Here is a 15,672-nt window from a genome sequence, read left to right as displayed (position 1 = left end):
TTGAGCCTACCAGCCGACAAACGAGAGGCGCAGGCGCACCGTACTGGTGCGACCCGCGCCTCTCGTGAGGAGCTCCCGAAGGGTTACGAGCTGTAGGTACCCAGGGTGACCGTCGCGGTTCCCTTGACGCCGTTGCGCACGTAGGTGACCTCGGCCTTCGCGCCTGCAGCCATCGAGCGGATCTGCGCGGTCAGGTCGGTCGGGCTCGTAATCGGCACGCCGTTGACGTTCGTCACGATGTCACCGGCCTTGAGACCAGCCGCAGCAGCAGCGCCCCCGCTGACAACGGACTTGATGCTCGCACCGACCGTGGTGGCGGTGTCCGCGGCATCCTGAACATTCGCACCCAGCAGACCGTGGGTGGCCTTGCCGTCCTTGATGATCTCCGCGGCGACGCGCTGGGCGACGCTGGCGGGAATCGCGAAACCAACGCCGATGCTGCCGGCGGCCGACGAACTGTCAGACGAGCCACCCGCGCTCGCGATAGCGACGTTGATGCCGATGACCTTGCCATCCGAGTCAAGGAGCGCGCCACCCGAGTTGCCGGGGTTGATCGCGGCATCCGTCTGAATCACAGAGAGCGAAATGGTGGACGTCGAAGTGGTGGATGACCCGGAGTTGTTCTGACCCGGAATGTCGAAGTTCCAGAAGTCGAAGGGGCTGTCCGTCGACTGCGGTGCAGGCGTCTCACCCGAGGTGTCCGTGGGTGCCGCTGAGGACGCAACCGTGATGCTGCGGTTCAGGGCGCTGATGATTCCGTTGGTCACGGTTCCGGAGAGCCCCAGCGGAGCACCGATCGCAATCGCCGTGTCACCCACGTTGAGCTTGGTCGAGTCGGCGAACGTGGCGACCTTCAGCCCCGTGGCATCCGCCACCTTGATGACCGCGAGGTCATTGGTGGGATCCGTGCCGATGAGTTTGGCGGTGGTGATCCGTCCATCGTTCGTTGTCACCTTGATCGTCGCGTTGGCAGCTTCGCCATCGAGGGTCACGACGTGGGTGTTGGTGAGGATGTAGCCATCGGTCGAGAGCACGACTCCCGAACCGGTGCCGGCTGCGGTCGAGCCGGAAACGTTGATGGTGACAACGGACGGAGAAGCGGATGCCGCAACTGCCGTGATCGCGTTGACCTTGCTTGTGTCGTTGACGGTGATGCTGGCGGGGGTGCCAGAGCCGTTGGTTGAAGAGGACTGGCTCGAGTTGCCGGCGAGAACTGCGACGCCGGCGCCGGAAATGCCGCCAATAATGGCGGCCGCGGCGATAGCGGCGATTACTCCAACGCTGACGGAGCGCTTGCGAGCGGCGGGTCCGGCCAGTACGGGGTGTTCTTCAGCCGAAATCTCGGAAGGGGGCGGTGTAGAGGCGACGTAGTGAGTGATCTCAGGTGTCGGCTCGTTGTGCGCATCGGTCATGGGGAGAGCTCCTTTCAGCGGTGCCAGCTTCCTCCGCTTACCTGAGCATATTATTTGACTGCGCTGGGAGGCTGCTGTCGGGACTCTCAGCAGCCGGGTCCGCGCGGATTTCCGGTGCAATCACCTCCCACCAGCACGGTCTCCGCCGTTCCGGCCACCACCGAAGTAGCCGCGGTAGGGATGCTCAGCACTCCATCGACTGGCACCCACGGGTCGCCAGCGAACTGGTACTCGGCACCATAATCAACCGTGAGCTGGACGGCGTACTTTCCAGCCGCGACATAAACATGGCTGGTGGATGTCTCGTCAAACTCCTCGAGCCCGAGCGCTTGCCACGACGCGCCAGGCTCACTCAGAAGCGACGAGGATCCGTCGCCATATGACCACCGATACCCCACCGGCGTGAACCGCACCGAGGCAGGTTCACCGAGAAGCGTTCCCTTCTCAACGTTCACGCGCGCGTTCGCGAAGAAATTCGTCGGCAGCCCCACGATCGTCCAGCCGTTCGGCTCCATATTGCTGACGCCTACCTGCGGGTGGAAACTCTTGAGATCCTCAAGGGTCGGCGGCCCGATCACGCCGATCTCGTCGAACAGCCTGACGATTGGTTGCCCGTCCGGGCCAACCGGACTATCTGGAACTTGGGTCGCGGTGTCACGCGTTGCTGAATTCAATCCGTTGGAACCGTCTCGACCTGAAGCATTCGGCGTCGAGCGCTTTGTCGAGGGGCCCGTCTCTCGCCGACCACTTAAATCCACCGCGCGATCGCCTACGGAAGCTTGAACCTCAGCGCATGTTTCTCCAGAGGTACTCCATAGACCACAAACTCCCGATGGAAGCAGGCCCGCAGATTCAGGGAGGTGGCTGAGATTCGTGGATACGATCAACATGAGCGCCACTCGCATCACGATCAACACACGCTTCCTCCTTTCCAGACGCTCGATTCGGCGAGCAGCAAATCCTCCCCAGAGCCCCGTTCAAACTTCAATTCGAAAGGCACCACGGTTACTCGATCTGCCGTCAGAGTGGACGCACCTTTCGCGTCGACAACATCGGTGTCGGATACGTCGAGGCACACATAGGCGCCAATCGCACCTGTTGAGACGTCCGTAGACTGGATGCGAAAATTTCGAAAAGTTGCGGATCCAGTCCCGCGCAACATCTGACTGCGAAATCGAGCGAACGTCGACAGGTCATCCCTCAGAACCTCGCCAGTCGCAACGGAGCTAATGCGATCAGGCTGTGCCCCACCACTGTGAGCTACTAAGTTCGACACCAAAATGTATTTCTTGTACGCCGCGGTGGCCGCCGCGAGGGCCTCGGCGTCGGACGCGAAGACGGGGGTCGCGGCGGGCGATGGCGTGGGTGTTGGGGATGACTGGGGCGGGGTGCATCCGCTCACCACAAGTGCGCACGCGAAGGCCAGAGTCAGCCCGACAGCTCGCATCCGTGATCGCATGCAGCGACGCTAGACCAGCGAGCGTGTCTGGTTGAGGAAATATCCACAGGCTGTGTGACAGCGCGCGTCAGGCAGGTTGCCCGGCAGAAGGTAAATTGGCGGGATGACTGTGAGTGGCTCCTGGGAACGTGCGGCGCGTGGTGCGATGCTGCTCGGTGATGACGGCGATCTGAAGACGACGATCTTCGCGGAGATGTCCAACCTTGCGCTGCGCACCGGTGCCATCAACCTGGGGCAGGGCTTCCCGGATGAGGACGGTCCCGAGGAAGTGCTCGAGGCCGCCCGCAAGGCGATCACCGACGGTTTCAACCAGTACCCGCCAGGGCGGGGCATGCCGGTACTGCTGAACGCGATCGCCGAGCACCAGAAGCGTTTTTACGGGCTTGAGTACGACCCGGCATCCGAGGTGCTGGTCACCGCTGGCGCGACCGAGGGACTCGCTGCGACCCTGCTGGCTCTCACCGATGAGGGCGACGAGGTGCTGACCTTTGAGCCGTTCTATGACTCGTACGCGGCCATCATCGGGCTGGGACGGGCGACGCACGTCACCGTGCCGCTGCGCTCCCCCGACTTCCAGCCCGACCACGATGAGCTGCGGAAGTCCGTGACCGACCGCACCCGGGTCATCCTCATCAATAATCCTCACAACCCGATGGGCGTCGTTCTGTCCCGCGAGACCCTCGAGCTGATCGTTGAGCTAGCGCATCGCCACGACGCGATCATCGTCGCGGACGAGGTGTACGAGCACCTGACGTTCAACGGGCCGCACATCCCGATCGCCTCGCTTCCGGGTGCGCGCGACCGCACCGTCACGATCTCCAGCGGCGGCAAGACGTTCAGCACCACAGGCTGGAAGATTGGCTGGATGACGGCGCCGCGCGACCTCATCGACGCGATCCTCGCGGTCAAGCAGTTCCTGACCTATGTGAATGGTGCGCCGTTCCAGCCCGCGATCGCCGTTGGCCTTGGCCTTCCCGACGAGTTCTTCGAGGGCATCGCCGCGACCATGAAAGCGAAGCGGGACATCCTCTCCGCCGGTCTCGTCAAGGCCGGCTTCACGATCTCCCAGCCCCAGGGCGGGTACTTTGTGGTCGCGGACGCCGCGCCTTTTGGAGTGACGGATGCCGCGGAGTTCAGTCGCCGCATGCCGGAACTGGTTGGCGTGGTTGGTGTTCCCATCAGCGCGTTTGTCCGTGACGACCACGCGACGGATTACTCCTCGCTGCTGCGATTCGCGTACTGCAAGAAGTTCGACATCCTCGAGCGCGCATCGGCGCAGCTCAGCGGTCTCAGCCGACTCTAGGCGCGACCGCACCGCGGGACACGCCTAGCTGCCGTACCGGGGCCACGCGGGCCGCGGTACCCGGAGCTACGCGCGGAGCGCCGGGGTTCCGGACAGGCGCAGCGTGACGCTGAACGTCGTTCCGACGCCCTCTGCACTCTCGACGTCGAGCTGACCGCGGTGAGCGGTGACGATCGCCTTGGTGATCGTCAGGCCGAGGCCGACGCCGGGAACGGCGTTCCGCGTCGCGGTGGTCGCGCGGAAGAAGCGTGCGTACAGCTGGTCGAGTTCTGCGGCCGGGATTCCCATGCCGGTGTCCCGCACGGTCACGACGACGGTCTCCTCGGTCACGGCCACGGCGATCGTGACCGATCCCCCGCGCGGAGTGAACTTGATCGCGTTGGAGATGAGGTTGTCGAATGCCTGGCCGAGACGCACCGAGTCACCGTTGACGAACGGCGAGCGGTCGTCGAGCTCGGCGACGAGATCGATGCCCGCGGCAGCGGCGACGGGACGCGCCGACTCCACCGATCCGCTGACGATCTTGTCGATGTTCGCGTTGTGCAGGTCGAGCGGGAACTTGCCCGATTCCACCTGCGCGGTGAAGAGCAGGTCGCCGACGAGACGCAGCAGGCGGTGCGCGTTGCGCTCGGCGACACCGAGGTACTTGATCTGTTCTTCGGACAGCGGGTTGTCGTCGTCGTCGCGCAGCAGCTCGAGGTACCCGAGGATCGAGCTGAGCGGGGTGCGCAGCTCGTGTGAGATGAGTCCAACGAACTCGTCCTTCAGCCGCGCGACCTCGCGGGACTGCGTAACGTCCGTCGCGACAAACAGGTAACCCGAGGTCTCGCCGGTGTCATCGACACGCTTGGTGACCGACAGCAGAACGGGCACGGGGGTTCCATCGGCGCGGATGTACGTCCACTCACGACTCTCGGCTCGCCCCAGCCGCGCGGACTCGACGAGCGCCGAGAATCCCGGGTTGAGGACGGTCTCTCCGGGCGGGTAGTTGAGCTCGCGGGAGAGGTCGAGCAGTTCCTCGAGCACATGGAACTCGAAGACGTACTTCTTGCCCTCGGCTTCGTCGATCGTCAGCCCAAGCAGCTTCTCGGCGCCGGTGTTCCACGCATCGATCAGGCCACTGCTGTTCGTTCCGATGATGGACTGCTCGGTGACGGCAGCCCAGACGCCACGGAACAGGCGATCGGCGGCACGAATCTTCGCTTCGCTCTCCTGTAGCTGCGTGGCAAATTCCACCGTGCGTTGCAGGATGACTTCCTTGTCATCGGCCAGTCGTCGGATCGACTGCAGCTGGGCGCGACTCTGCCTGGCCAGCTCGTTCACGATGGCCGCGGCGAGAGCGAAGACGAACGGCGAGTAGACGCCGCGCAACAGCTCGGCAATGTCTTTGGGCGCCGTGATGCCCAGGATGTACGGCATGAGGAGGGCGACGGATGTCCCGACCGCCGCAATCACGATGTGCCGACGACCCTCTTCCGCCGCGATCCACACGACGGGCAGCAGGATCAGCTCACTGAACAGCGAGGCCGTACCGCCGGTTCCCGCGCGGAAGGCACCGATGGCGAGAAAGTCGATGATGGGGACGAAGATTGCGTACCGGTCAAGGTGCTCGGCGCGGGTGAGGATGGCGGACAGCACGGTGGCGGTCACCATCAGCGTGATGCCGACGACGGCCATCAGCTCATTGGTGACTTCAATGCCCGGAACGGTGAGCAGGAGCACGATGCCGATGGCAAACGCGCTGGCCGTTGGCAGCTGCTTAAGAGCCGGTGACGGGTGATCGACGGACAAAAATCCCATCATCCGCCCGTACACGGTTTTCACGGGCGCGCCTGGTACTCGGTGGCCAGCCAGGACACGAGGGCACGTGGGCTGAAGGGCTTTCCGAGGTAGTCGTTTGCACCTGCTTCGATTCCCGCCTCGCGCGAGCTCTCATCGACAGCGGCAGACAACAGCAGAACGCGAACGTCTGCCAACGAGGCATCCGCTCTGATCAATCGACAGACCTCGATGCCTGTCATGCCGGGCATGGCGACGTCAAGAATGACGAGATCGGGCCTGGTCTCCTGGACGACATCCCAGGCGCGGTCGCCGTCTTCGGCGGCGGCAACAACTTCCATGCCGGCTTTCTTCACGGCAATTGCCACGAGCGCGCGGATGTCGCTGTCGTCGTCCGCGACAACAACGCGGTGGGTCGGGTTCGCACTCATTCCGGAACGCAGTCCTTCAGTACCTGGTTTATCTGCGCTCGGGTGAACGGCTTCGGCAACACACCTTCTGATGCCGGGAAGTCGGCCACATCAAGCACCGACGTTATGACGATAGCGCAGGCCGGACGGTCGCTGCGAAGGCGACTGACAAGTTCCCACCCGTTCATGCCGGGGAGAAGAAGATCAATGACGGCGAGATCGGGCTCTTCGACGTTGTATTCGGCGATGGCGTCTTCCGCGTTTTCCACCGCGATGACCTCGCACTTGGCACGTTCGAAGTACGTGCGCATGAGCTCGCGCTGGTCTTCGCTGTCCTCGACGATCAGCACGCGTGCCCGCGCTCCATTCGCCCGCGCCACAGTCTTTTCCAGTTCCTGGATCACTGCGGCTGCGAGTTCATGTGGTCCAACCACTGCGTTCTGATGCCCCTGCGACCATGTCGCGACACCCAGCCTGTCTCGTCCATGAGAACCTCCCCCTGTACCCCGTTCGCTAATTCTAGGGGTGGCGCGGCGATGACGGGCGAGAGTCCCGGAAATCATCGCGGAACGACCGCGAAGCGACGAAGCGCAACGGCCGGGTTGATGGTTCGGACGGCGTTCACCCGGTCGGCCGAGATGACCGCGACCGCGACATCCGCTGCCTCACCAATCGTCGCGATTTCGATGCCCATCGGATCGACGATCATGCTGTTACCGACGCCCACGGGCGGGGCATGGTCTGCCGCCGCGACATAGGACGTGTTCTCCAGGGCGCGCGCCGTGACCAGCGTGCGCCAGTGGTGCTCTTTCAGCGGTCCGCTCACCCATTCGGATGGCACGAGAACGAGAGTTGCCCCCGCATCGGTCAGGCGACGCGTGACCTCGGGAAAGCGCAGGTCGTAACAGGTCTGCAGGCCCACGACGAAGTCGTCGAACGGGAACGTCTCGGGCACCTCGATGTCGCCCGGCTTCACCCAGGTGGATTCGCTCCCACCGAAGGCGTCGTAGAGGTGCAGCTTGCGGTACGTGGCGACAAGCTCCCCCGCGGGTGACAGCGCGACGAGCGTGTTGGAGAAGCGCGACGGTTCGTCGATTTTTTCGACGAGCCCGGCGACGATATGTACCCCGAAATGGCGCGCGATGTCCGCAAGATGGAGGACAAAATCGCCGTCAAGCGGCTCTGCCGCGTCCACGAGTTCCTGCCCGAGCTGCGGCACGAAGAACGACGAGTACTCCGGGAACACCACGAGACGGGCACCGCGGGACACGGCCCGTTCCGTCAACTCGCGGATGGTCTGGAGGTTAACGGACGAATCCGCGACCGGCGCAAATTGGGCTACGGCGATCGCGGATTCGGTTGTGCTCATGTAGTTAGGGTACGGCGTGCGGGGGTCAGGCTTTGCGTGCCCGAACGACCTCGACGACGGGAGCGAACAGGGCGTGAGATTCGCCCAAACCCGTCACCTGGGTCACGAACTCTTCGGGCGTGGCGGATTCCAGCAGAGCCTTCATCTCGACGCTCTGCGGGTCCTCCGGCACATCGAACAGGAGTGCGGCGCCCATGGTGCGAACCAGCGCGGGAGTCGGGATGCCTCGCTCCACGAGTTCCGCGGCCGGACCGACGAAACGCTCATGCCTGCTCAGCTTGCGCAGCGGCTGGCGACCCACCCGGTCGACCGTGTCGCTGAGCTCGGGGTTGGCGAAGCGCACCATGTTCTTATCGATGTACGCCTGCTGCACCTCGGGATCAAAACCATGCTTGGCGACGAGCAACTGCTTCGTCTCCGCGAGAACCGCACGCACCTCGTCAGCGACCGCCGGGGTGGCGAACGCTTCCGACATGGACGAGATCCCGGCGACGAAGCCGTGGTACGCCGCTGTGGCGTGTCCGGTGTTGACGGTGAAGAGCTTGCGCTCGATGTAGGGCGCGAGATCGTCGACGAAGTGCGCTTCCGGGATGACGGGAAGCGCGTCACCGAACGGACCACTTTCGATGGCCCACTCGAAGAACGACTCGACGGTGACGTTGAGGCCGTTGCCCTCGGGCTGTCCCGGGACGATGCGGTCTACGGCGGTGTTGGCAAAGATCGCGCGGTCGGCGAGCGATGCGTCGGGCAGTGACTTGAGCACCTCGCCCTTGAGAACGTCGGTCGCGTTGATGGCGTTCTCGCAGGCCATGACCGCCAGCGGCGGAAGATCGGCGGAGCGCTTGGCGATCGCCGCGGCGATGAGAGGTGCAACGAACCGCAGGATGTTCGGCCCTACGGCCGTCGTCACGATGTCGGCCGTGGCGATCTCGTCGATGACCGACGATTCGGCCGTCGAGCTGTTGAGGGCGCGGTAGTTGTCGACTGTCCACGTCTTCGCGCCGGCACCCACCTCGGTGACGACGTAGCTCGGCGTCGACGCGAGTGAGTCGATCAGTTCGGCGTTGACGTCAGCGAAGACGACCTCGTATCCCGCGTTGTGCAGGATGAGTCCGACGAAGCCGCGACCGATGTTGCCGGCACCGAAGTGCACGGCCTTCAGGTTGGTGGCGCTCATGCGTTGATGTCTCCCAGCAGGTCGAGGACCTCTTCGGGAGTCTGCGCGGCGAGGAGTTTCGCGACGTCGTCGTCCTCACTGAAGACGATGGCGATGGAGGAGAGAACCTCCATGTGGCCACCGTCCTTGCCAGCGATGCCGACGACGAAGCGAACCTCGTTGCCGTTCCAGTCGATCGGGTTGTCGTACCGCACGAACGAGAGCGCAGACCGAAGGATCGTGTCCTTGCCCTCGTTCGTGCCGTGCGGAATAGCCAGGAAGTTGCCCATGTAGGTGGACACGGTTGCTTCACGGTCGTGCATGAAGCCGATGTAGTCATCGGTTACCGCGCCCGTCGCGACGAGGATCCGTCCGGCTTCGTCGATCGCCTCCGCGGGTGTCGTTGCCGACCCGTGCAGGTTGATCTGTGCGAGCTCAAGTACGTTGCTCATGCGATTGTCCTCAATTCCTTCTGGCTATTTCCGGTGGTACGGGTGATGCGGGTGGAGCAGGTGTTACTTGGACTCCTGCGCCTTGAGCTGCTCTACGACCTCGTCGTAGCGCGGGCTGTTCATGAAGTTGTCGACCGAGACGTGCTGCGAGTTCGGCGACTTCTGCTGCGCACGCGGCGTGAGCTCACGCTGCGTGATGACCAGGTCGGCGTTGCCCGTGAGGTTCGAGATCGCCTCGTTGACCACGGTGACACCTTCGATTCCGGCCTTCTTGATCTTGTTGCGCATAACCGTGGCGCCCATGGCGCTGGAACCCATACCGGCGTCGCAGGCAAAGACGATGCTCTGCACGCGCGTGGCGGTCGTGGTGTTGCCCGCAACCGGAGCGGTTCCCGCAGCGGCTTCGTTGCCCAGCGACGAGAGAACGTCGGACTTCTTGCCCTTGTTCGCCTCGGTCTTGGCAATGGCGTCGTCGAGGTCTCCTGTGCCGCGCTTGCCCGTGCGAAGGATGATCGCACCGACGAAGAGGGTAACGGCGGCGGAGATGACGACCGAGAGGATCACGCCGAACCAGTCGCCGTTAGCGGTCTGGGCGATGATGGCGATGATCGATCCGGGAGATGCGGGAGCCCGAAGACCCGTGCCGAACGCGACGTTGGTCGCGACACCACTTGCACCACCGGCGATGACGGCCAGGAACAGCATCGGGCGGCTGAGTACGTACGGGAAGTAGATCTCGTGGATGCCACCGAAGAACTGGATGATGATCGCGCCGGGGGCCGTGCTGCGCGCAGCGCCGACACCGAAGAACGTGAACGCCAGCAGCAGTCCGAGGCCGGGGCCGGGGTTCGCCTCAAGCAGGAAGAGGATCGACTTGCCGGTTTCCGACGCCTGGTCGGTTGCCAGCGGGGTCAGGATTCCGTGGTTGATGGCGTTGTTGAGGAACAGAACCTTGGCCGGCTCGATGATGATGCTGGCCAGCGGCAGCAGGTGCGCGTTGACGAGCCCCTCGACGCCCGCGCCCAGGACAAAGGTGATTCCCTTGATGACGGGGGTCAGCAGGTAGAAGGCACCGATGGCGAACAGACCACCGATGATGCCGGCGGAGAAGTTGTTGACCAGCATCTCGAAGCCAGCGCGGATCTTGCCGTACCAGAGGCGCTCGATCTGCTTGAAGAGGTAGGCCGCGAGCGGACCGGTGATCATCGCGCCCAGGAACTGGGGGCTGGAGACGCCGGCCTCGCTCATGAGCGGGGTACCGATCGTGCCCATGATGATTCCCATGGTGGCGATCGAGGCGACAACGCCACCACGCACGTCATAGATCATGCGTCCACCGGTGTTGGCGATCAGCAGCGGGAGCAGGAAGTACAGGATCGGCGAGACGAACCCGGCCAGGTCTGCATTCGGGAAGTAACCGTCCGGGATGAACAGCGCGGTGATGAGGCCCCAGGCGATGAATGCCGCGATATTCGGCAAAATCATGTTGCTGAGGAATGTGCCAAACCGCTGCACACGCAGCTTGGCTCGGCTGGCCGCCGAGGGAGACGTCGTTGTCATGGGTCTTACTCCGATTCTGTGGATGTTAGAGAGGTGGTGACAGGAGTTGCCGCAGCGAGGACCGCAACACGGGCCTCCACTGCGCTATTAGCCGACAGTGCGATTTCGGCGAATTCTTTGGCCTGGTCGAGGGTGAACCTGGCCAGTTCCGTGCGCACATCCGCGAGGGCGGCGGGCGACATGGAGAGTGAGGTGGCGCCAAGCCCGACGAGCACCACGGCGAGCAGCGGGTCGGCAGCGGCTTCACCGCAGATTCCCACGGGCTTGCCCTGTGCCGTTCCGGCGCGACCGACCTCACCGACGAGCTTGAGAACCGCCGGGTGCCACGGGTCCTGGAAGGACGCGACGGAACCGAGCAGACGGTCGGCGGCGAGCGTGTACTGCGTCAGGTCATTGGTGCCGATGCTGGCAAAGTCCGCGTCCGGGAGGATGCGATCGGCCAGCAGGGCGGCGGCCGGAACCTCGATCATCACGCCGGCGGTCTTGATCCCGAGTTCCCGCGCGAGCTTCGTGAAGTAACGCGTCTCCTCGACGGTCGAGACCATCGGCGCCATGACCCAGAGGTCGGCGTCGGTTGCGGCGTCCGCGTTGGCGAGGGCCGTGAGCTGGTCCCGGAGGATCGGCTCGTTTGCACGCAGGGCGCGAAGTCCGCGAAGCCCGAGGGCGGGATTCTCTTCCTTCTCGTCGTTGAGGAAGCTCAGCGGCTTGTCTGCGCCGGCGTCGAGCGCGCGGACGACGACCTTCTTGCCGGCGAACGCGGTGAGCAGCTGGGTGTACTTCTCCTGCTGCTCATCGACCGTCGGGGCCTTCTCGGCATCGAGGAAGAGGAACTCGGTGCGGAACAGGCCAACGCCCTCGGCACCCTTCTCGATCGCCGGGAGGGCGCCGTCCACCGAACCGAGGTTCGCAAGCAGGGGAACCGGGGTTCCGTCGGCGAGCGCACCGGGACCAACGGGAGCGTCGGCCGCCGCAGCGCGAGCCGCGATGGTGTCCGAAGCGGAAGCCTGAGCCGAGGCATCCGGAGCAACCGTGACGATTCCCGTGGAGGCGTCGACAATGACGACGTGATCGTCATCGAGATCAAGTGCACCTGCCGCGCCAACGACGGCGACGATCGACTTCTCGCGGGCGAGGATCGCCGTGTGCGATGTGGGTCCGCCGTCACTCGTGATGAGGGCGAGCACCTTGTCGAGGTCGAGCAGCGCCGTGTCTGCCGGGGCCAGGTCGCGGGCGACGAGGATGAACTTGTAGTCGGGGTCGGGCACGCCGGGTGCTGCAACGCCCTGAAGGTGAGCGACAACGCGCTGGGAAACATCGTTGAGGTCGGTCGCGCGCTCTCCCATGTAGCCGCCCATGCTGGTGAGCAGGTCACGGAAGGCGGCGAATGCCTCGTAGACGGCGCGCTCGCCGGTCTTGCCGGTGTCGATGCGGGCGTCGACGTCGTCCTTGAGGGTCGGGTCTTCCGCCATGAAGGCCTGCGCTTCGAGTACGTCCTTGGCCGCACCCCCGGCGCGCTGTCCGCGCAGGCGAATGTCGGCAGCGGTGGCGGCGAGCGCCCCCGCGGTGCGGACTTTCTCGGCGTCGGCACCGATCGTGCTGGGGGTGTCGGTCGGTTCCGGCAGCGGCTCGGGCATACGCAGGACGGGCCCAACGGCGAGGCCGCGGCCGATTCCGACGCCCTGGAGGTCGTGGGTCACGGTGTCACTCATGCGTCGTGGTCCTGGCTGAGGAAGGCCGCGAGATCATCGAGGACGGCGTCGGCGTTGTCACCGTCGGCGTGGAGGGTGACTTCGTCGCCGTGCTTGAGGCCGAGGGCGATGAGGCCGAGGATGCTCGCCGCGTTCATGGTCTTTTCGCCCTTGGTGAGCTCGACAGCGAGGCCCGATCCTGAGACAGCCTGAACAAACAGTGAGGCGGGGCGTGCGTGCAGCCCATTTGCGGAAGCGATTGTGACGGTGCGATCAGCCATGAGGGGTTTCCTTCGTTCAGTTGTTGGAGGCGGAATGCCCGATCGGGGCAGGTCCGGTTGCGAGGGCAAAGGCAGCTTCGGCGCCACCGGGGCCGAAGACGGTATCGGGGAGCAGGTAGGCGGGGACGCCGGACGAGGCGGCGCGCTCAACGATCGAATCGAAGTCGCCGGCGAGGTGGGCCCCGACAAGAAGGACGTCGGTGGAGGGGAGCCGTGCGTCGAGTTCGTCATCGGACGCGGCCTGAATCGTGAGGGGGATTCCGCGGGATGTGGCAAGGGCGCGCATGCGGCTGGCCAGGAAGGTACTCGAAGCGCCGGCACCACAAATAATCAGAATGGTAGTCATGGATCGCCTCCTTGCGTTCCCTGCATTACAGCGAATCGACGTGCTTTTACTCAATCCTGAACCTGACAGGCACCTGAAATCCAACAGTTATCTTTCCGCGTGGGCGGAAAAGATCATGCGGAGGCATGGACCCCGGCGGGAACGTGGTTAAGTTGCTGTAGATGAGCGATAAGTATGAGCGCCTGCTGGACTACCTGTCGCAGACCGACGGACGCGTTACCGCTGCGGAGTTGTCCGAACAGCTGGGCGTGACGACCCGCAGTGTGCGCAGCTACGTCACCGCGGCAAAAGCGGCGGCGCATCCGCTTCCCATCATTTCGTCATCGACCAACGGCTACCGCCTCAACCGCGAGGCCTATGCGAAGTTCGCCTCCGGATCCCGCGACAGCAACGGCGAGCTGCACACTCCCCGCGACCGGGTGCATCACCTCGTGCGGCGGCTCACCGAGGCGCCGACCGGGCTGGACATCCACGACCTGGCCGAGGGCCTGTACGTGAGCGAGTCGACTATCGAGTCCGATCTGCGCAAGGTCAAGGCACTCGGCGAAGAGGCAGGCCTCAGCCTGACGCGACGCGGCAGCGTGGTGACCCTCAGCGGCTCGGAGGCCGAGTACCGCAAGGTGCTGAGTAAGCTGTTCCGCAGCGAAAGCGCGCAGGGCTTCCTCGAGCTGGAGACCGTGCAGCGCGAGTTCGCCTCCGACGACCTCAGCTCGTTCAAGACCGACCTCATCGCGATGCTCGACTCGCAGGGGTATTTCGTCAATGAGTACGGAATCAACAGTGTGCTGTTGCACGTCGCGATTGCCGTCGACCGGGTCATCCGCCACACCCGTTCGGATGGAATGGATGACACTGCGCCGGCGCCCGACTCCCCCATCGGGTTGGCCCTCGCCGGGCTCATTCACCGCCACTTTCGTGTCGAGCTCGACCGCACCGACCTCGACTACCTGGCCAAGCTGCTGACCACCCGCGTGATCACGCCGCGGCAGGATACTCCCGAGCCCGCCGCCGACTCCTCTGAGCCGGAGCACCTGGGCACCGTGCGGCGCATCGTCGCGCAGGTCGGCGACGAGTACCTGCTCGATCTCGACGACGAGACCTTCATGGTGCGGCTCGCCCTGCACGTTGGCAACCTCATCGCGCGGGCGCAGGACAACTCCTACTCGCGCAACCCGCTCGTGAAGTCGATCAAGACGTCGTATCCGATGATCTACGACGTTGCCGTCTTCATCGCCAGTCAGATCCAGCGCGAGAAGTCGATCGCCATCAACGACGACGAGATTTCGTACATCGCCATGCATCTGGGCTCGCACCTCGAGCGGCAGTCCCGCCGGGAGGAGCGCATCACCTGCGCGATCGTCTCGCCGGGCTACTACGACATGCACCTGATTTTGCGGGAGCGCATCGAGAAGGCACTGGGCGACGAACTGTCGGTGGAGATCGTCGTCACCCGCACCGATGTCGACTGGGACGAGTTCTCCACAGATCTCGTGCTCACCACCATCGCGGCGAAGGGCGCGGGCGACAATGTAGTGACCATTCAGCCCTTCCTCACCGAGGGCGACATCGACAACATCCGTCGGGCGATCAGCAAGCTGCGCCGGCACCGCCGACGTCTGCGCATCAAAGACGACCTGTTGCTGTACTTCGACGAGGCACTGTTCCTGCGGAACGTGCACGCCGACACGGAGGTCGGCATGATCCGGATCCTCGGTGACCTCATGGTCGAGCGCGGCATCATCGACGAGTCGTACGTGACGGGGGCGATCGAGCGCGAGCTGCTCTCATCCACCGCGTTCACCGATTCCATCGCGGTGCCGCACGCCATGGCGATGAGTGCCAGCCGCACGTCCATCGCCATCGCGGTGAACGAGACTCCGATGCCGTGGGGCGATAACCGCGTGAACGTGATCGCCCTGATCGCGTTCAGCTCGAGCGGACGGGCATCCTTCCAGGTCGTCTTCGACCAATTTGTCGAGGTGTTTGCCGAGCGGTCGGAGGTGCTCGAGTTGATCAAGCGCTCGACCGACTTTTCCGCGTTCATCGAAGAACTGGTGCACCTCTTCGACCGGTAGCGTTTCCCCATGGATCCCGACGACCTGCGTGATGTGTGCCTGGCGCTGCCCGCCACGTCCGAGACCTTCCCCTTTGGGCCGGATACCCCCGTCTACAAGACCACGGCGAACAACAAGGTGTTCGCGATCATGTCGACTCCCGGCGACCCGAACCCCCTGGTGACCCTCAAGTGTGTGCCCGAAGACGGCGCCTCGCTCTGCGAGCAGTACGACTCGATCACCCCCGGGTACCACATGAACAAGAAGCACTGGCTGACCGTGCGGCTGACCGCCGAGGTTCCGGACTCCCTCGTCACCGAACTCGTGACCGAGAGCTACCGCCTCGTGCGCCCGCGCCCGCCCCGGGCACGCGCCTCCGACAGTTAAACGACGACGGGCGCCC

At 64.3% G+C, this 15,672-nt stretch carries 15 protein-coding genes; 3 read left to right on the top strand and 12 right to left on the bottom strand.

Annotated elements, in window-relative coordinates; all coding sequences use genetic code 11:
- Positions 1–83 precede the first annotated feature (83 nt).
- Together HB677_RS01485 and HB677_RS01480 are read right to left on the bottom strand one after the other, a co-directional pair.
- Positions 84–1,412 (bottom strand): S1C family serine protease, encoded by a 1,329-nt coding sequence (locus HB677_RS01485; RefSeq protein ID WP_213813872.1) that lies wholly within the window; start codon positions 1,410–1,412, stop codon positions 84–86.
- Positions 1,413–1,498: 86 nt separating this feature from the next.
- On the bottom strand, positions 1,499–2,086 hold the full coding sequence (locus tag HB677_RS01480; RefSeq protein WP_213813871.1) for a PKD domain-containing protein: 588 nt from the start codon (positions 2,084–2,086) through the stop codon (positions 1,499–1,501).
- Between the two features lie 888 nt (positions 2,087–2,974).
- Here HB677_RS01480 and HB677_RS01475 point away from each other — a divergent pair.
- Complete coding sequence (locus HB677_RS01475) at positions 2,975–4,174, top strand: aminotransferase class I/II-fold pyridoxal phosphate-dependent enzyme (protein WP_213813870.1); 1,200 nt, start codon at positions 2,975–2,977, stop codon at positions 4,172–4,174.
- Positions 4,175–4,240: 66 nt separating this feature from the next.
- On the opposite strand, the gene HB677_RS01470 is transcribed toward HB677_RS01475, so the two are convergent.
- The 10 genes from HB677_RS01470 to HB677_RS01425 all read right to left on the bottom strand — a co-directional run bounded on the left by HB677_RS01470 (position 4,241) and on the right by HB677_RS01425 (position 13,215).
- Complete coding sequence (locus tag HB677_RS01470) at positions 4,241–5,998, bottom strand: ATP-binding protein (RefSeq protein ID WP_307852434.1); 1,758 nt, start codon at positions 5,996–5,998, stop codon at positions 4,241–4,243.
- Positions 5,995–6,384: a response regulator transcription factor gene (locus HB677_RS01465; RefSeq protein ID WP_213813869.1), complete on the bottom strand. Its 390-nt coding sequence runs from the start codon at positions 6,382–6,384 to the stop codon at positions 5,995–5,997. The genes HB677_RS01470 and HB677_RS01465 overlap by 4 nt, the downstream gene beginning before the upstream one ends.
- On the bottom strand, positions 6,381–6,767 hold the full coding sequence (locus tag HB677_RS01460) for a response regulator (RefSeq protein ID WP_213813868.1): 387 nt from the start codon (positions 6,765–6,767) through the stop codon (positions 6,381–6,383). Before HB677_RS01460 ends, HB677_RS01465 begins: the two co-directional genes overlap by 4 nt.
- 155 nt (positions 6,768–6,922) lie before the next feature.
- Entirely contained in the window at positions 6,923–7,732 is an 810-nt protein-coding gene (locus HB677_RS01455; protein WP_213813867.1) for a carbon-nitrogen hydrolase family protein, read from the bottom strand.
- 25 nt (positions 7,733–7,757) lie between these two features.
- Positions 7,758–8,894 carry a mannitol-1-phosphate 5-dehydrogenase gene (locus HB677_RS01450; RefSeq protein WP_213814140.1) on the bottom strand — a complete coding sequence of 379 codons (1,137 nt, stop codon included), beginning with the start codon at positions 8,892–8,894 and terminating at the stop codon, positions 7,758–7,760.
- A gap of 11 nt (positions 8,895–8,905) precedes the next feature.
- Positions 8,906–9,340: a PTS sugar transporter subunit IIA gene (locus HB677_RS01445; protein ID WP_213813866.1), complete on the bottom strand. Its 435-nt coding sequence runs from the start codon at positions 9,338–9,340 to the stop codon at positions 8,906–8,908.
- Positions 9,341–9,403: 63 nt separating this feature from the next.
- Positions 9,404–10,900, bottom strand: a complete 1,497-nt coding sequence (locus HB677_RS01440) for a PTS mannitol transporter subunit IICB (RefSeq protein ID WP_213813865.1) — start codon at positions 10,898–10,900, stop codon at positions 9,404–9,406.
- Between the two features lie 5 nt (positions 10,901–10,905).
- Positions 10,906–12,609 (bottom strand): phosphoenolpyruvate--protein phosphotransferase, encoded by a 1,704-nt coding sequence (gene ptsP / locus HB677_RS01435; RefSeq protein WP_213813864.1) that lies wholly within the window; start codon positions 12,607–12,609, stop codon positions 10,906–10,908.
- Positions 12,606–12,869, bottom strand: a complete 264-nt coding sequence (locus HB677_RS01430) for an HPr family phosphocarrier protein (protein ID WP_213813863.1) — start codon at positions 12,867–12,869, stop codon at positions 12,606–12,608. Before HB677_RS01430 ends, ptsP begins: the two co-directional genes overlap by 4 nt.
- Positions 12,870–12,885: 16 nt before the next feature.
- Positions 12,886–13,215: a PTS sugar transporter subunit IIB gene (locus HB677_RS01425; protein ID WP_213813862.1), complete on the bottom strand. Its 330-nt coding sequence runs from the start codon at positions 13,213–13,215 to the stop codon at positions 12,886–12,888.
- A gap of 161 nt (positions 13,216–13,376) precedes the next feature.
- Here HB677_RS01425 and HB677_RS01420 point away from each other — a divergent pair, with 161 nt between their 5' ends.
- Together HB677_RS01420 and HB677_RS01415 are read left to right on the top strand one after the other, a co-directional pair.
- A complete protein-coding gene (locus HB677_RS01420; protein WP_213813861.1) occupies positions 13,377–15,290 on the top strand; it encodes a transcription antiterminator in 1,914 nt (637 codons plus the stop codon).
- A gap of 9 nt (positions 15,291–15,299) precedes the next feature.
- Entirely contained in the window at positions 15,300–15,656 is a 357-nt protein-coding gene (locus HB677_RS01415) for an MmcQ/YjbR family DNA-binding protein (RefSeq protein ID WP_213813860.1), read from the top strand.
- Positions 15,657–15,672 lie beyond the last annotated feature (16 nt).

The organism is Glaciihabitans sp. dw_435, assembly GCF_018449675.1.
Classification (GTDB): Bacteria; Actinomycetota; Actinomycetes; order Actinomycetales; family Microbacteriaceae; genus Glaciihabitans.
The sequence above is the reverse complement of the archived record's forward strand: the minus strand, read 5'-3'. Positions and strand labels throughout refer to the sequence as shown.